The organism is Streptomyces sp. NPDC048248, from assembly GCF_043201875.1.
Taxonomy (GTDB): domain Bacteria; phylum Actinomycetota; class Actinomycetes; order Streptomycetales; family Streptomycetaceae; genus Streptomyces.
This window is the reverse complement of record NZ_JBICZL010000008.1, coordinates 250,938-267,004: the sequence shown is the minus strand read 5'-3', so window position 1 is coordinate 267,004 and position 16,067 is coordinate 250,938. Positions and strand designations below refer to the sequence as shown.

Annotated in this window: 14 protein-coding genes and 1 pseudogene; 11 read left to right on the top strand and 4 right to left on the bottom strand. The window is 70.0% G+C overall.

What is annotated here, in order from left to right:
• Positions 1–23: 23 nt before the first annotated feature.
• Positions 24–1,622 carry an ABC transporter substrate-binding protein gene (locus tag ACGFZW_RS19400; protein ID WP_393894358.1) on the top strand — a complete coding sequence of 533 codons (1,599 nt, stop codon included), beginning with the start codon at positions 24–26 and terminating at the stop codon, positions 1,620–1,622.
• 236 nt (positions 1,623–1,858) lie between these two features.
• On the opposite strand, the gene ACGFZW_RS19395 is transcribed toward ACGFZW_RS19400, so the two are convergent.
• Positions 1,859–2,530, bottom strand: coding sequence for a response regulator (locus ACGFZW_RS19395; RefSeq protein ID WP_393894357.1), 672 nt, complete (start codon positions 2,528–2,530; stop codon positions 1,859–1,861).
• A 32-nt stretch (positions 2,531–2,562) separates the two neighbouring features.
• Positions 2,563–3,582: a RecB family exonuclease gene (locus ACGFZW_RS19390; RefSeq protein ID WP_393894356.1), complete on the bottom strand. Its 1,020-nt coding sequence runs from the start codon at positions 3,580–3,582 to the stop codon at positions 2,563–2,565.
• A gap of 175 nt (positions 3,583–3,757) precedes the next feature.
• Between ACGFZW_RS19390 and ACGFZW_RS19385 the strand changes: the two genes are divergently transcribed.
• From ACGFZW_RS19385 to ACGFZW_RS19375, 3 genes are all read left to right on the top strand, one after another.
• Positions 3,758–5,047 (top strand): site-2 protease family protein, encoded by a 1,290-nt coding sequence (locus tag ACGFZW_RS19385; protein WP_393894355.1) that lies wholly within the window; start codon positions 3,758–3,760, stop codon positions 5,045–5,047.
• Positions 5,048–5,136: 89 nt separating this feature from the next.
• The gene (locus ACGFZW_RS19380) at positions 5,137–6,072 is read left to right on the top strand and encodes a tRNA (adenine-N1)-methyltransferase (protein ID WP_393894354.1); all 936 of its coding nucleotides are present in this window, start codon (positions 5,137–5,139) and stop codon (positions 6,070–6,072) included.
• A gap of 181 nt (positions 6,073–6,253) precedes the next feature.
• Positions 6,254–6,832, top strand: coding sequence for a hypothetical protein (locus ACGFZW_RS19375; RefSeq protein ID WP_393894353.1), 579 nt, complete (start codon positions 6,254–6,256; stop codon positions 6,830–6,832).
• A 67-nt stretch (positions 6,833–6,899) separates the two neighbouring features.
• On the opposite strand, the gene ACGFZW_RS19370 is transcribed toward ACGFZW_RS19375, so the two are convergent.
• Positions 6,900–7,196 carry a ferredoxin gene (locus ACGFZW_RS19370; protein ID WP_393894352.1) on the bottom strand — a complete coding sequence of 99 codons (297 nt, stop codon included), beginning with the start codon at positions 7,194–7,196 and terminating at the stop codon, positions 6,900–6,902.
• Between the two features lie 249 nt (positions 7,197–7,445).
• Between ACGFZW_RS19370 and arc the strand changes: the two genes are divergently transcribed.
• The 6 genes and pseudogenes from arc (at position 7,446) to prcA (ending at position 13,506) form a co-directional block, all read left to right on the top strand.
• The gene (arc, locus tag ACGFZW_RS19365) at positions 7,446–9,212 is read left to right on the top strand and encodes a proteasome ATPase (protein WP_393894351.1); all 1,767 of its coding nucleotides are present in this window, start codon (positions 7,446–7,448) and stop codon (positions 9,210–9,212) included.
• A gap of 276 nt (positions 9,213–9,488) precedes the next feature.
• The gene (dop, locus tag ACGFZW_RS19360) at positions 9,489–11,000 is read left to right on the top strand and encodes a depupylase/deamidase Dop (protein ID WP_393894350.1); all 1,512 of its coding nucleotides are present in this window, start codon (positions 9,489–9,491) and stop codon (positions 10,998–11,000) included.
• A gap of 200 nt (positions 11,001–11,200) precedes the next feature.
• Positions 11,201–11,419, top strand: a complete 219-nt coding sequence (locus tag ACGFZW_RS19355) for a ubiquitin-like protein Pup (RefSeq protein ID WP_393894349.1) — start codon at positions 11,201–11,203, stop codon at positions 11,417–11,419.
• Positions 11,420–11,613: 194 nt separating this feature from the next.
• A pseudogene (locus ACGFZW_RS19350) lies at positions 11,614–11,794 on the top strand (endonuclease domain-containing protein); the annotation flags it as partial.
• A complete protein-coding gene (gene prcB, locus ACGFZW_RS19345; protein ID WP_393894348.1) occupies positions 11,746–12,591 on the top strand; it encodes a proteasome subunit beta in 846 nt (281 codons plus the stop codon). The pseudogene ACGFZW_RS19350 and the gene prcB, both read left to right, overlap by 49 nt.
• Before the next feature lie 66 nt (positions 12,592–12,657).
• Entirely contained in the window at positions 12,658–13,506 is an 849-nt protein-coding gene (prcA, locus tag ACGFZW_RS19340) for a proteasome subunit alpha (RefSeq protein ID WP_393894347.1), read from the top strand.
• Between the two features lie 96 nt (positions 13,507–13,602).
• Here the strand turns inward: prcA and ACGFZW_RS19335 are convergent, their stop codons facing one another.
• Positions 13,603–14,676, bottom strand: a complete 1,074-nt coding sequence (locus tag ACGFZW_RS19335; protein WP_393894346.1) for a LacI family DNA-binding transcriptional regulator — start codon at positions 14,674–14,676, stop codon at positions 13,603–13,605.
• Between the two features lie 124 nt (positions 14,677–14,800).
• Here ACGFZW_RS19335 and ACGFZW_RS19330 point away from each other — a divergent pair, with 124 nt between their 5' ends.
• Positions 14,801–16,060, top strand: a complete 1,260-nt coding sequence (locus ACGFZW_RS19330; protein WP_393894345.1) for an MFS transporter — start codon at positions 14,801–14,803, stop codon at positions 16,058–16,060.
• Positions 16,061–16,067 lie beyond the last annotated feature (7 nt).

The window sequence follows — 16,067 nt, the reverse complement described above, 5'->3', positions numbered from 1 at the left end:
ACCCAGATCGTGAGGACCAGGTAGTGAGGAAGCGGGACCAGTGGCTCGCCGCCCCGATCGGAGCGGGGCTGACCACAGCCCTGCTCGCGCTCGCCGGGTGCGGAGCTGAGGACTCGGGATCGGCCGGCAACGGCGAACCCGTGGTCATGGGGATGACGGACAAGGTCGTGGCCACCGACCCTGCCGCAGGCTACGACCCGGGGTCGTGGCTGCTGTTCAACAACGTCTTCCAGTCGTTGCTGAGCTTCCCGAAGGGCGGTACGGCGCCCGAACCGGAAGCCGCCAGGAGCTGCGGGTTCACCGACAGCGCCAGCAAGGTCTACCGCTGCACGCTCAAGGACGGCCTGACGTTCAGCAACGGGCACGCGCTGACCTCGAAGGACGTCAAGTTTTCCATCGACCGGACCCGGCGCATCAAGGACCCGGGCGGCCCCGCCGTCATGTTCTCGGCACTCGACAAGGTCGAGACGCCGGACGCGAAGACCGTGGTCTTCCGGCTGAAGACGCCCGACGCCACCTTCCCCATGAAGATCGCCTCCGGCGCCGGCTCGATCGTCGACCACGCCTCCTACTCGGCGAACCGCCTGCGCACCGACGGCAAGGCGGTCGGCTCCGGCGTCTACACCCTGAAGGAGTACGGTCAGCGGCAGGCCCGCTTCGCCGTCAACGCCTCCTACAAGGGCCCCGCCAAGGTCAAGAACTCCGGGATGACCGTGAAGTTCTTCGACGCCCGCGACAAGCTCAAGAGGGCCGTACAGAGCGGCAGCGTCGACGTCGCCTACCGCGGACTGTCCATGAAGGACCTCTCCGCGCTCAACAACGCCTCACTCCACGACCAGCACGGCACCCAGGTGGTCGAGGGCGCAAGCGCCGAGGTCATGCACCTGGTCTTCAACATGAAGGACCCGGTCGCCGGCAAGCTGGGCGTCCGCAAGGCGATCGCCTACCTGCTGGACCGCTCGACCCTGGTGCGGGACGTCTACCGGCACACCGCCGTGCCGTTGTACTCGATCGTCCCGGCAGGCATCACCGGTCACAACACCGCCTTCTTCAACGCCTACGGCGACCGGCCCCAGCCGGGCAAGGCCGCCGACGCCCTGCGCTCCGCCGGCCTGCAGGGCAAGGTCCCGCTCACCCTGTGGGCGACCCCGGACCGGTTCGGCCCCGGCACCGTCCCCGCGTTCCAGGAGATCGCCCAGCAGCTCAACTCCAGCGGCCTGTTCGACGCGCGCGTGCGCACGGTGGACACCAAGGAGTACGACAAGGGCGTGACGGACGGCCGGTTCGGCGTCTACGTCAAGGGCTGGGTCCCCGACTATCCGGACCCGGACAACTTCACCCAGCCGTTCTTCGGCAAGGACAGCGTCCTGGCCAACCACTACGACTCGCCTCGGATCTCCGGCCGGCTGCTGCCCCAGACCGCGGACGAGACCGACCGGGGCGCCACCAAGACCGCGTTCCGCGAGGTGCAGGACATCGTCGCCAAGGACCTGCCGGTCATCCCGATCTGGCAGGGCAAGCAGTACGCCGTCGCCCGCGACGGCATCTCCGGCCTGGAGTGGACCCTGGACTCCTCGACCGTCTTCCGGTTCTGGGAGATCAGCAAGGCCACCGAGGCCTGACCGGCCCGCCCGAGCGGCACCCCCTTACGCGGCGGGGGGGGGGGGGGGGGGGCGGGGCGGGGGGGCCCCCCCCCCCGCCCCCCCCCGCCCCCCCCCCCCCCCGCCCCCCGCCCCCCCCCCCCGGCCCCCCCCCCCCCCCCGCCCCCCCCCCCCCGCCCGGGGGGGGCCCCCCCCCCCCCCGGGGGGCCCCCCCCCGCCGCGGCGTGCCGCACGAACCGATGGAGCCGCTGCGCGGCCTACTGCGCGCCGGGGCGGACCAGGCCGCTCTCGTAGGCGTACACCGCCGCCTGCACCCGGTCGCGCAGGCCCAGCTTGGTCAGTACATGACCCACATGCGTCTTGACGGTGGTCTCGCTCACGAACAGATCCGCGGCGATCTCGGCGTTCGACAGCCCACGGGCCACCAGCTTCAGCACCTCGACCTCGCGCTCGGTGAGGGTGTGCAAGGTGTCCGGCACCGGGTCCTCGCCGGACGGGAGATGCCCGGCGTACTTGTCCAGCAGCCGGCGCGTGATGCTCGGCGCGAGCATCGCCTCGCCCGCCGCCACCACCCGGATCGCCTGCACCAGCTCGTTGGCCGGCGCGTCCTTGAGCAGGAAACCGCTGGCACCGGCGCGCAGCGCCTCGACGACATACTCGTCCAGATCGAAGGTCGTCAGCACCAGCACCTTCGCCGGGCCGTCCTTCGCGGGGCCGGTGATCTGCCGCGTCGCCTCGACACCGTCCATCCGCGGCATGCGGATGTCCATCAGCACCACATCGGGCTGCAGCGCACGCACCTGGTCCAGCGCCTGCAAACCGTCACCGGCCTCGCCGACGACCGCCAGATCCTGCTCGGCTTCCAGAATCATCCGGAATCCCGTACGCAGCAGGGGCTGGTCGTCGACCAGCAGGACGCGGATAGTCACGAGCTCTCCTTCGTGAGGCCCTGTCCGGGTGATCAGGCCTGGATCGGCCCCATTCTGCCCTGTTGCCCGTCGTCACCGTCCGCCGGGCGGACCGTCAGCGGATAGACCGGGGGAGTGCCGCCGAATTCCGGGCAGTGCGCCTGGTGATCGCACCAGCCGCACAGCTTGGTCGGCCGCGGTCGCCAGTCACCGGTGTCCGTCGCCAGCTGGATCGCTTCCCACAGGGCGAGCAACTTCCGCTCCACCGACCGCAGTTCGGCCTCGCTGGGGTCGTAGGTCAGTACATCGCCGCTGCCCAGATACACCAGCTGCAACCGCCGCGGCACCGTCCCGCGCAGCCGCCACATCACCAGCGCGTAGAACTTCATCTGGAACAGCGCGCCCTCGGCGTACTGCGGCCGGGGCGCCTTGCCGGTCTTGTAGTCGACGATCCGGACCTCGCCCGTCGGCGCGACATCGACCCGGTCGATGAAGCCCCGCAGCTGCAGACCGGACTCCAGCACCGTCTCCACATACAGCTCGCGGTCCGCCGGCTCCAGACGCGTCGGGTCCTCCAGCGAGAACCACCGCTCCACCAGCGCCTCGGCCTCCGCCAGCCACTTCGCCAGCAGCTCGCCCGCCTCGTCGCCCTCGAAGAGCCCGGCCAGCTCGGGCCGCTTGGCCAGCAGCTTCTCCCACTCGCCCGGGACCATGGCCCGGGCGCCCGGCGCGGTGCGCTCGATCGCGGGGGCGTCGAAGAGACGCTCCAGCACCGCGTGCACCACCGTGCCGCGGGTCGCCGCCGCGCTCGGCTTCTCCGGGAGTTTGTCGATCACCCGGAAGCGGTACAGCAGCGGGCACTGCATGAAGTCGCTCGCCCGCGACGGTGACAGCGCCACCGGCCGCCCGGCGAGCGCGCCGGCGCCGGCCGGCGCACCACCGCCTGCTCCGCTCTCCCCCTCGGCCCCGCCCTGCGGCAGCGGCCCGCGCTGCGGCCCGACGCCGGCAACGGTCTGCCGCGCGCTCGGCTCGCCCGCCGCGGCCGACTCGGCGTTCTCGGTGCTCGTTCCCATGCCACCAGACCCTACGGCCCGTCACTGACAACCCCGCGCCCACCGCCCGCGGAAGGGCCCCGAGGCGGATCCCGGCGGAGCACTCCGCATACCATCGACCTCAGACCCCTTTGCCCTGCATGATCGATGGATCACGCCGAGCAGGAGCGAAGGCCGTATTCGACGAGGGGACGCCGTGGACGAGAGCGGGAAGCCGCAGGACCCCCAGGAGTCCGTGCAGTCCCAGCCGCCCGAGCCGCCCAAGGACACCGACAAGCCCGAGCCGCCCGCACCGAAGAAGGGACCCAGGACCCCGGCGCCCGGCAGGCGAAAGGGCCCGGGCGGCGGCATCCTCATGGGCCGCCCCTTCGGAGTGCCGGTCTACGTCGCCCCCAGCTGGTTCCTCGTCGCCGCCCTCATCACCTGGGTCTTCGGCGGGCAACTGGAACGCGTTCTGCCCGAGCTCGGCGGTGCCCGCTACCTCGTCTCGCTCTTCTTCGCCGTCGCCTTCTACGCCTCGGTGCTCGTCCACGAGCTGGCGCACACCGTCGCCGCCCTCCGCTTCAAGCTCCCGGTGCGCCGCATCCAGCTCCAGTTCTTCGGCGGCGTCTCGGAGATCGAGAAGGAGACCGAGACCCCGGGCCGTGAGTTCGTCCTCGCCTTCGTCGGCCCGCTCCTCTCCCTGGTGCTCGCCGGCGTCTTCTACGGCGGCATGCAGCTGGTCGAACCGGGCACCGTCCCCGGCGTCCTGCTCGCGGGCCTGATGATCTCCAACCTCATCGTCGCGATCTTCAACCTCCTGCCCGGCCTCCCGCTGGACGGTGGGCGGATGCTGCGCGCCGTCGTCTGGAAGCTCTCCGGCAAGCCGATGACCGGCACCGTCGCCGCCGCCTGGGTCGGCCGCGCCCTCGCCGTCGCCGTCCTCATCGGCCTGCCGCTGCTCACCCACACCGGTGCGCTCGGCAACGCCCGCCCCGAGATCGGCGGCGCCGACTCCCTCACCGACGCCCTGCTCGCGGCGATCCTCGCCGCCATCATCTGGACCGGCGCAGGCAACAGCCTGCGCATGGCGCGGCTGCGCGAGCGCCTGCCCGACCTGCAGGCCCGGGTGCTGACCCGGCGCGCCGTGCCGGTCGAGGCCGACACCCCGCTCTCCGAAGCGCTGCGCCGCGCCAACAGCGCCGGCGCCCGCGCCCTGGTCGTCGTCGACCGCGAGGGGGAGCCCACCGCCCTCGTCCGCGAGGCCGCCATCGTGGCCGTCCCCGAGCACCGCCGCCCCTGGGTCCCGGTGGGCACCCTCGCCCAGGACCTCAAGGACGGCATGCGGGTGTCCGCCGAGCTCGCGGGTGAGGGCCTCCTGGAGTTTCTGCGGGCCACCCCCGCCACCGAATACCTCGTCGTCGAGGAGACCGGTGAAATCTACGGCGTGCTCTCCAGCGTCGACGTCGAGCGGGCGTTCGTCTCCGCGATGTCCCGCCACTCCTGACCCGCCGCCCCGGCCCCCGCCGCCGTCCCCGGACCCCGTCCGCGGGCCCACTGGTCCGCGGCGTCCCGACGGGCCGGTAGGCTGGTCACATGTCCGAACCGACCGGTGCCGCCCGCCGTCGCGGGCCCTTCAAGGTCGGGGACCAGGTCCAGCTCACCGACCCCAAGGGACGCCACTACACCTTCACGCTCGAAGAGGGAAAAAGCTTCCACACCCATAAGGGAGCCTTCCCCCACGACGAGCTGATCGGTGCTCCCGAGGGCAGTGTTGTCCGTACCACCGGGAACGTCGCCTACCTCGCGCTGCGCCCGCTGCTCCCCGACTACGTCCTGTCCATGCCCCGCGGCGCCGCCGTGGTCTACCCCAAGGACGCGGGGCAGATCCTGGCGATGGCCGACATCTTCCCCGGCGCCCGCGTCGTCGAGGCGGGGGTGGGATCCGGCTCGCTCAGCAGCTTCCTGCTGCGCGCCATCGGCGACCAGGGCATGCTGCACTCCTACGAGCGCCGCGCCGACTTCGCCGAGATCGCCACGCAGAACGTCGAACGCTACTTCGGCGGTCCGCACCCCGCGTGGACGCTCACCGTCGGTGACCTCCAGGACAACCTCTCCGACACCGACGTCGACCGCGTCATCCTGGACATGCTGGCCCCCTGGGAGTGCCTGGAGGCCGTCTCCAAGGCGCTGGTCCCCGGCGGCATCCTCTGCGCCTACGTCGCCACGACCACGCAGCTGGCCCGCACCGTCGAGTCGATCCGCGAGCACGGCACCTTCAACGAGCCGTCGGCCTGGGAGACCATGGTCCGCACCTGGCACGTCGAGGGCCTGGCCGTCCGCCCCGACCACCGCATGATCGGGCACACCGGCTTCCTCCTCACCGCCCGCCGCCTGGCCGACGGGGTCGAGCCCCCGCTCCGCCGCCGCCGGCCCGCCAAGGGCGCGTACGGCGAGGACTACTCCGGGCCGGGCAAGGCCGACCCGGCCGCGGGATCCTCCGGCGCGAGCGGCTCCGCAGAGCGCGGCTGACCGTTCAGATCCGGCCAACGAACCGCCAGGCGCCGCCGACGAGTTCCCCCACGGGGAACCGCCGGCGGCGCTTCTTCGTACGCAAGGCAAAACTCCTGTCCGGCCGGTTCCGTGCGGTCCGCTCCTGTGGAACGATGCTGGGCACTCCCACCTCCACAGCACTTCACAGGAGTTACCCCGCGTGCAGCCCTTGGCAGGCCAGGACCTTTCGCACACCCAGCCGCGCGCCATGCACTGGCTGGCCACCGCCACCGCCATCTCCGCGGTCGTCGCGGCCGCGTCCTTCGTCCAGCCTCCCGATGCCACCGCCACCACGCCCGGGCAAGCGAGAACCGGCCACACCGCGGCCCCCGACCCCCGCGAGGTGACCTTTCCCATCGAGTGCGGGCCCGAGCGCGTCGACGTGGTGAAGAAGGCCTCAGGCGACCTCGACGGCGACGGGACGACGGAGACCGTCGCCGTGGCCCGCTGCCACTCCGGGTTCGGCACGCCGCCCAGCGGTGTCTACGTCCTCGCCCAGCCGAGCGACCCCGAGGCGGCGCCGCGCATCGTGGCGACGCTCGTCGAGCCCGCCCAGAAGCTCAGTGTCCAGCGGCTCGCCCTGGGAGAGGGCGGGATCACGGCGGAGCTCCTGGGCTACTCCACCCTTGACGTGCCGCGCTGCTGCCCCGACGTGCACAAGAGCGTCAAGTGGCAATGGAAGGGCGGGAAGTTCGTCCGGAGCGAACTCCCCGCCGCGATGAGCACCGAGCGTGCGTGATCCGTCACCGGTAGTGCGGTGAGTCGACGCCGGCTACGACCGGCCTACGCTCCCGTCTGCGAGGCGTCTACTCCGCGTCCGGGCCGTACACCTCGACCCGGTCCGCGACGCGGCGGACGTGAATGCAGTCACCGGGGCACTCCTTGGCGGAGTCCCGGACGTCGTTGAGCAGCGGGAGCGGGACGGGGGTTGTGGCCCCCTTGTCCTGGAGCAGCTCGTCGTCGCCGCTCTTGACATAGGCCAGGCCATCGATGTCGAGCTCGAAGACCTCGGGCGCGTACTGCGCACAGATGCCATCGCCGGTGCACAGGTCCTGATCGATCCAGACTTCAAGCTCTGGACGGGCTTCATCCTGCGCGGTCATCTCGCCTGCCGTTCCTGCGTACGTGAACCGTTTTTGTCTAAGTGGCGCCACCCCTGACGGGTGTTGACCGACTCGACGATACAACCGCTCGCTTTCCGATGCCGTTGGGTGGGTATTCCCTTGGCGTGAGGACGTGCGCAAGGGTGAAGATCAGACACACCCCGACAGTCTTTTCGATCTAGGGGTTTCAACCTGCACCGGCCCAGGTAGGGTCAGGAAGCGTCCAGCTCCTTGGAGGAGGTGAGGACCGTGGCAGCCCACGACGACGACATCAACCGCGGCATCCGGCCGGGGCGAGGGTCTGAAGATCCCGCCGGCCAGGTTGCCTATCTCGAGCAGGAGATCGCCGTCCTGCGACGCAAGCTCGCCGACTCTCCGCGTCACACGAGGATTCTCGAAGAGCGGATCGTCGAGCTGCAGACCAACCTGGCCGGCGTCTCGGCTCAGAACGAGCGACTCGCCAATACTCTCCGCGAGGCCCGCGACCAGATCGTCGCGCTCAAGGAGGAAGTCGACCGGCTCGCGCAGCCGCCGGCCGGCTTCGGTGTCTTCCTGCAGGCCAACGAAGACGACACCGTCGACATTTTCACCGGAGGCAGAAAGCTCCGGGTGAATGTCAGCCCCAGTGTGGAGACCCAGGACCTCCGGCGCGGCCAAGAGGTCATGCTCAATGAAGCACTCAACGTGGTCGAGGCCATGGAGTACGAGAGCGCCGGTGACATCGTCACCCTCAAGGAGATCCTTGAGGACGGCGAGCGCGCACTGGTCGTCGGGCACACCGACGAGGAACGGGTGGTGAGGCTCGCCGAGCCGCTGCTGGACATCACCATCCGCCCCGGCGACGCCCTGCTCCTCGAACCCCGGTCCGGCTACGTCTACGAAGTCATCCCGAAGAGCGAGGTCGAGGAGCTCGTCCTCGAAGAGGTTCCGGACATCGACTACACCAAGATCGGCGGTCTGGGCGGCCAGATCGAACTGATCCGGGACGCGGTCGAGCTTCCGTACCTCTACCCCGACCTCTTCAAGGAGCACGAACTCCGTCCGCCCAAGGGTGTCTTGCTCTACGGCCCGCCCGGCTGTGGCAAGACGCTCATCGCCAAGGCGGTCGCCAACTCCCTTGCCAAGAAGGTCGCCGAAGTGACCGGGCAGCCCGCGGGGAAGAGCTTCTTCCTCAACATCAAGGGCCCCGAGCTGCTCAACAAGTACGTCGGCGAGACGGAACGGCACATCCGACTGGTCTTCCAGCGGGCCAGGGAGAAGGCGAGCGAGGGGACCCCCGTCATCGTCTTCTTCGACGAGATGGACTCCCTCTTCCGCACCCGTGGCTCCGGTGTCAGCTCGGACGTGGAGAACACCATCGTTCCGCAGCTGCTCTCCGAGATCGACGGTGTGGAGGGCCTGGAAAACGTCATCGTGATCGGTGCCTCGAACCGCGAGGACATGATCGACCCGGCGATCCTGCGCCCCGGCCGGCTCGATGTGAAGATCAAGATCGAGCGTCCGGACGCGGAGGCCGCCAAGGACATCTTCTCGAAGTACCTCACGGAACGCCTCCCGCTGCATTCCGACGACCTCACCGAGCACGGCGAGTCGCGCAAGGCCGCGGTCAGCGGAATGATCCAGTCGGTCGTCGAGCAGATGTACGCGGAATCCGAGGAGAACCGCTTCCTCGAGGTCACCTACGCCAATGGGGACAAGGAAGTTCTGTACTTCAAGGACTTCAACTCCGGCGCGATGATCGAAAACATTGTCGGACGTGCGAAGAAGATGGCCATCAAGGCCTTCCTCGAGCACAAACAGAAGGGTCTGCGGGTCTCCCACCTCCTCCAGGCATGCGTGGACGAGTTCAAGGAGAACGAGGACCTGCCCAACACCACCAACCCGGACGACTGGGCCCGGATCTCCGGTAAGAAGGGCGAGCGGATCGTTTACATCCGTACGCTGGTCACCGGAAAGCAGGGCGCGGACACCGGTCGCTCCATCGACACGGTGGCGAATACCGGCCAATACCTGTAACACCGCACTCCGGCTGCGGATGTCCTGCACGGGGCGTCCGCAGCCGGACGCTTTTCCGGGCATGCGGGACGCGTCCCCGGAAAAGGCACGGAGAAACAGGGAAAACCGGACTGGAGTAATGACTGTAATGATCTCCCCAGCACCGCAAAGGCGTTCTAGGCTCTTCGGTACCGCCGCGTCACGCTGTTCAGGAGCGGGGATCGCAGACAGAACCCAAGCGCAGCGGTACTTGAGCGCCGACCCCATCCGGGGGCGCCGCCGGGCAAGGAGGGCCGCATGACCGTACGGCGAGTAATGGGAATCGAGACGGAGTACGGGATCTCCGTCCCCGGCCACCCGAACGCCAATGCCATGCTCACCTCGTCCCAGGTCGTCAACGCCTACGCGGCGGCGATGCACCGGGCACGACGTGCCCGCTGGGATTTCGAGGAGGAGAATCCGCTGCGGGACGCCCGCGGCTTCGACCTCGCCCGCGAGGCCGCCGATTCCAGTCAGCTCACCGATGAGGACATCGGCCTCGCCAACGTCATCCTCACCAACGGTGCACGGCTCTACGTCGACCACGCCCACCCCGAATACAGCGCCCCCGAGGTCACCAATCCGCGCGACGCGGTCCTGTGGGACAAGGCCGGCGAGCGGATCATGGCGGAGGCCGCGGAGCGCGCGGGCCAGGTGCCCGGCGCCCAGCCCATTCACCTTTACAAGAACAACACCGACAACAAGGGCGCCTCCTACGGGACGCACGAGAACTACCTGATGAAGCGGGAGACCCCGTTCTCGGACATCGTGCGGCACCTGACGCCTTTCTTCGTCTCGCGCCAGGTGGTCACCGGCGCCGGTCGGGTGGGCATCGGCCAGGACGGTCACGAGCACGGCTTCCAGCTCAGCCAGCGCTCGGACTACTTCGAGGTCGAGGTCGGCTTGGAGACGACGCTCAAGCGCCCCATCATCAACACCCGGGACGAACCGCACGCGGACGCGGAGAAGTACCGCCGGCTCCATGTGATCATCGGCGACGCCAACCTTTCCGAGATCTCGACGTATCTGAAGCTGGGCACCACCTCGCTGGTGCTCTCCATGATCGAGGACGGATTCATCGCCGTCGACCTGGCGGTCGACCAGCCCGTCCGCACCCTCCACCAGGTTTCGCACGACCCCACTCTGCAACATCTGATCACTCTCCGCAGCGGTCGCACGCTCACCGCGGTACAGCTCCAGATGGAGTACTTCGAGCTGGCCCGAAAGTACGTCGAGGACCGCTACGGCGCGGACGCGGACGAGCAGACCAAGGACGTCCTGACCAGGTGGGAGGACGTGCTCGGGCGGCTGGAGAACGATCCGATGAGCCTGTCGGGCGAGCTGGACTGGGTCGCCAAGCGGGAGCTCATGGAGGGCTATCGCAGGCGGGACGGCCTGGACTGGGACGCGGCGCGGCTGCACCTCATCGACCTGCAGTACGCCGACGTGCGCCCCGACAAGGGCCTGTACAACCGTCTGGCGGCCCGCGGCAAGATGAAGCGGCTGCTGGACGAGCCCGAGGTGGAACGGGCGCGTATGAAGCCTCCGGAGGACACCAGGGCCTATTTCCGCGGCCGGTGCCTGGAGCAGTACGCCGACGACGTCGCGGCGGCCTCATGGGATTCGGTCATCTTCGACCTGCCCGGCCGGGACTCCCTGCAACGGGTTCCCACGCTGGAGCCGCTGCGCGGGACCCGGCAGCACGTCAAGGAGCTGCTGGACCGCTGCCGGACGGCCGAGGAGCTGGTCCGGGTGCTGTCCGGCCGCTGAGTTCCGGGCGTATTCGCTGCGGACTCGCGGCGGCCGCACGGCGATCGGCGAGCGATCCGCGGCTGAAATGGCCGCGGTGCGGGAATCATCGAGGTGACTCCCGGACGTTGCACCAAGTGCAGGGCCGATGTCACACCCTCCTTGTAGGGTCTGATCTTGAAGGTCACATCGAGCGGGGCGAACCGAGCGGGGTGAGGGATATGGCGACCAAGGACAGCGGCGGCGGGCAGCAGAAGGCCACGCGTTCCACCGAAGAGGTCGAGGAGCAGACGCAGGACGCGGAGGCTTCCGAAGACCTCAAGGAGCGCCAGGAAAAGCTGTCGGACGACGTGGATTCGGTGCTGGACGAAATCGACGACGTCCTGGAAGAAAATGCCGAGGACTTCGTGCGGTCCTTTGTGCAGAAGGGCGGCGAGTAGCCGGTCCGTGGACCGGGCGCGGCATCGGCATTGCTCCCGGGCTTTCCCGGAGCGCTGCCCGCCGCGTCCGGTACGCGCCGGCGCTCTCTCCGGGCGGACGGTGCTCCTGCGGCCGCCGCCCGGCCGCCCTGGTGGTGCATCAACAAAGCGCGTCCGTATCGGCCGTACGGGGTCGCGGCCCCGGTTCCGGAACTCATGTGGATCACGCGCACGAGACGGGTAAGGTCCGAGGCGTACGGTGCTTCAGCTGCAACGCAGCCCTTGGACCAAGTCAAGGATCGGCCGGACGTTCTGAGGCGGGCGGCCGAATATCTGGAAGGAAACGTGTGGAAGCCAACACTCGTAGCACCGGGCGTCTGCCGGCGGCCTTCCTGACGCCTGGATCCTCGTCGTTCATGGACTTCCTCGGCGAGCACTCTCCCGATCTGCTGCCGGGCAACCGCCCGTTGCCGCCCGTGCAGGGCGCCGTCGAGGCGCCGCACGGCACGACCATCGTCGCCGCGTCCTTCCCCGGTGGCGTGGTGCTCGCCGGTGACCGGCGGGCGACGATGGGCAATGTCATCGCGCAGCGCGACATCGAGAAGGTGTTCCCCGCCGACGAGTACTCCGCGGTCGGCATCGCCGGCACGGCCGGTCTGGCCGTCGAGATGGTCAAGCTGTTCCAGCTGGAGCTGGAGCACTTCGAAAAGGTCGAGGGCGCCCAACTCTCCCTCGAAGGCAAGGCGAACCGCCTCTCGACGATGATCCGCGGCAACCTCGGGATGGCCATGCAGGGCCTCGCGGTGGTGCCGTTGTTCGCCGGCTGGGACCTCGACCGCGAGAAGGGCCGCATCTTCTCGTACGACGTCACCGGCGGTCGTTCCGAGGAGCATGGCTTCGCGTCGACGGGCTCCGGCTCCGTCTTCGCCCGCGGGGCCCTCAAGAAGCTCTACCGCGACGACTTCACCGAGAACCAGGCCGCCACGGCCGTCGTCCAGGCGCTCTACGACGCCGCGGACGACGACTCCGCGACCGGCGGGCCGGACATGGCCCGGCGGATCTATCCGATCGTCATGGTGATCACCGAGGACGGCTTCAAGAGGTACGCCGAAGCCGAGGTCTCGGAGATCGCCCGGGCCATTCATGAGCGCCGCCTCGAGCAGCCCGACGGCCCGCGCGCCGCGCTGCTCTGACGGGACGGATGTTCCTCCATGCATGCGCCACTGACAGAGCCATTGACAGAAAGGGACGGATAGCCGGTGTCGACGCCGTTCTATGTCTCACCCCAGCAGGCCATGGCCGATCGGGCCGAATACGCCCGCAAGGGCATCGCGCGCGGTCGCAGCGTCGTGGTGCTGCAGTACACCGACGGCGTGGTCTTCGTCGCCGAGAATCCCTCCCGTGCCCTGCACAAGGTCAGCGAGATCTATGACCGCATCGCCTTCGCTGCGGTCGGCAAATACAACGAGTTCGAGAACCTGCGGATCGGTGGCGTGCGCTACGCCGACCTGCGGGGTTACACCTACCACCGCGAGGACGTGACCGCACGCGGACTCGCCAACGTCTACGCCCAGACGCTCGGCACGATCTTCTCCAGCGCCGCCGAGAAGCCGTACGAGGTCGAGCTGATCGTCGCCGAGGTGGGCAACGCCGCCGAGGACGATCAGATCTACCGGCTGCCGCACGACGGCTCCATCGTCGACGAGCACGGCTCGGTCGCGGTGGGTGGCAACGCCGACCAGATCAGCACCTACCTCGACCAGCGCCATCGCGACGGTATGACGCTGGGTGAGGCGCTGAAGCTGGCCGTCGATTCGCTCTCGCGCGACAACAACGGCGGCGAGCGCACGCTGACCGCCGAGCAGCTGGAGGTCGCGACGCTGGACCGTACGCGGCCCCAGCAGCGGAAGTTCAAGCGCATCCTGGGCCGGCAGCTCTCCCGTCTGCTCGACGAGAACGGCGCCGCGCCCGCGGGCGGGCCTTCGGACTCCGACGAGTCCTCGGGCGACGCCGCCGAAGCCTCCGACAAGGGGGCGGCCGACAAGGGCGGTTCGGGCAAGGGCCCGGACGCCACGGACGACAAGGGCTCTTCCGGCACGAAGGACTGAGCACGCCGATCCGGGCGATGTGCCCGGTACGCGCCCCGGTGGGTCATCGCCCGCCGGGGCGCGCTGGTGTCGGGACTCCGCCGGCGGGCGCCACGCTTACGGGCCGTCGGGGGGTGCGGCGGTCGAGCCGCGGGCGATCAGCTGGACCGGCAGGGTGGGCGCCTCGGCGCCCCGGCCGTCCAGTACCGCCAGCAGAGCCCGCATTCCCGCCTCGCCGAACTCCTCGGCGGGCAGCCGTACGGTCGTCAGCTCCGGCTCCACAGCCACCGCGAGGGCCAGGTCGTCGAAGCCGGTGACGGAGACGTCCTCGGGGACCCGCAGACCCAGCCGGCGCACGGCCTTGCAGGCTCCCGCGGCGATGATGTCGTCGTCGCAGAGCAGGGCGGTGGGGCGCGGGCCCGCTCCGGTCAGCGCGGCATGCGCGGCGCGCAGCCCGGCGTCGACGCTCAGGGCGGTGGGCTGCCGGCGCAGGTGGGTGCCGGGCAGCCCCTCCAGCGCGTCGGACAGGGCGCGGGCGCGCAGCTCGAAGGTCCAGGAGTCGACGTCCGCCGCGAGGTGGGTGATGCGGCGGTGGCCGAGGCCGGCCACGTGGTCCACCAACTGCCGCACACCGTCGGCGATATCGAGGTTGACCGCGGCCGCTGGGCGGTCGTCCTCCGGGTCGCTGTCCAGCATCACCAGGGGCAGGCCGGCGTCACGCAGCGCGGTGAGCGCGTCCGCGGCCATGGACGACGCGATCACGCCGTCCAGGGTGGCCGCGGCGGAGTCGAAGGGGTCGCGGGCCGGGCCGATGCCCTCGGGTGACGGATAGAGCACCACACCGAAGCCGTGGTCGGCGGCGAGCCGGGCCGCGCCGGTGTAGACGCGCGCGAAGAACTCGGTGGTCAGCGCCGGGACCACGAGGAGCACGGTGCGGGTGCGGCCGGTGCGCAGGGTGCGGGCGGCGAGGTTGGGCCGGTAGCCCAGTTCGCGGGCCGCGGCGCGCACGTCCTCGGCCTTGCCGGGGGAGACCCGGCCGCGCCACTTGTCGCCCAGCACGAGGGAGACGGCGGCCTGCGAGACCCCGGCGGCGCGGGCGACGTCCCGGCTTGTGGTGCGCGTACCGGCGGGCGCGACGGCCTTCCCGGGCGCCTCACGGCGGGTCGGCGTCGTGGCCTCGTTGCTGGTCACCGGTGTTCGATCTCCTTGCGCTCGGCCGCGGTGGGCTGGACCCGTGGGTTGCCGTCATGGTACGTATGACGCCGCAGGTTATACGTAAAACTTCCGGGCCGGGCCCGGACGGAAAGGGGCGGGGATGGCCGCGGGATATGCGGAGCTGCTCAGGACCCGGCACGCGGCCCGGCTCCTGACGGGGACCCTGGTGGGCAGGCTGCCGAATGCCACCGCGCCGCTGGCCGTGGTCCTCTTCGTCCGCGCGGAGGGCGGCAGCTATGCGCTCGCCGGCGTGCTCTCCGCGGTCTACGGCGTCTGCACCGCCATCGGTCAGCCGCTCCTCGGCCGGGCCGTGGACCTGCGCGGACAGCCTCGGGTGATGCTGCCGGCCGCGGTGCTCTCCGCCCTCGGGATGGCCCTGCTCGCGGCCGTCGGCCTGAAGGTGCTGTGGCTCGCCTACGTCGCCATGGTCATCGCAGGTCTCTTCACCCCGCCCCTGGAGGGCGGCCTGCGGGCGCTGTGGCCGGGCGTCCTCAAGCGTGAGGACCGGGTGCACGCCGCCTACGCACTGGACGCGGTCGCGCAGGAAGTCATGTTCGCCGTCGGCCCGTTGCTGGTGACGCTGTGCGTGGCTGCCTGGTCGGAGCGGGCCGCGCTGCTGGTGATCAACCTGATCGGGGTGCTCGGCGCCCTGTCCGTCGTGATCTCCGAGCCGTCCCGGCAGTGGCGCAGCGAGCCGCGCGAGGCGCACTGGCTGGGCGCCCTGCGCTCGGGCGGGATGCTGGTGCTGATCGGGGCCTTCTTCTTCGTCGGGCTGGCCCTGGGGTCCATCGCGGTCGCGGCGGTGGCGTACGCCGACGAGTACGGCGGGGGCATGATCTCCAGTGCTCTGCTCTCCGCTCTCGGGTTCGGCGCGCTGGTCGGCGGTATCGCCTACGGCGCGCGCGAGTGGCCGGGGCGGCCGGAGAGCCGACTGCGGCTGCTCATCGCGCTGCTGGCACTGGGTTATCTGCCGCTGATGCTGGTGCCCGGCGTCGTCGGGATGACGGTGCTGACCGGAGTCGCCGGCGTCTTCCTGGCGCCCGCCCTCGCCTGCGCGTTCGTCGTCGTCGACCGGCACGCTCCCAAGGGGACGGTGACCGAGGCCTTTTCCTGGCTGGTGACGACCTTCGGTGTCGGCTCTGCGGTCGGGGCCTCGGTGGTGGGCCCGGCGGTGGAGGGCGGCGGTTCGGCGGCGGGATTCGCGGTGGCCGGCGCCGGTGGTGTCGCCGCGCTGATGGTGCTTTTGTCGACGAAGCGATTTCTCGGGGATCCCGTGCGGCGCAAGAGCGAAGCGGTCCCGACGGAAAATGATCGAAACGGGGCTGTCGAACCCGGTTTCAGAGCAGGCCGTCAGGCGTAATGTTCAG

What these genes read in the sequence shown, in the direction of transcription:
- ACGFZW_RS19390 (WP_393894356.1), bottom strand. Translation starts at nt 3,582, where the DNA reads ATGGGAACGAGCACCGAGAACGCCGAGTCGGCCGCGGCGGGCGAGCCG.
- ACGFZW_RS19380 (WP_393894354.1), top strand. Translation starts at nt 5,137, where the DNA reads ATGTCCGAACCGACCGGTGCCGCCCGCCGTCGCGGGCCCTTCAAGGTC.
- ACGFZW_RS19370 (WP_393894352.1), bottom strand. Translation starts at nt 7,196, where the DNA reads ATGACCGCGCAGGATGAAGCCCGTCCAGAGCTTGAAGTCTGGATCGAT.
- dop (WP_393894350.1), top strand. Translation starts at nt 9,489, where the DNA reads ATGACCGTACGGCGAGTAATGGGAATCGAGACGGAGTACGGGATCTCC.
- ACGFZW_RS19355 (WP_393894349.1), top strand. Translation starts at nt 11,201, where the DNA reads ATGGCGACCAAGGACAGCGGCGGCGGGCAGCAGAAGGCCACGCGTTCC.
- ACGFZW_RS19330 (WP_393894345.1), top strand. Translation starts at nt 14,801, where the DNA reads ATGGCCGCGGGATATGCGGAGCTGCTCAGGACCCGGCACGCGGCCCGG.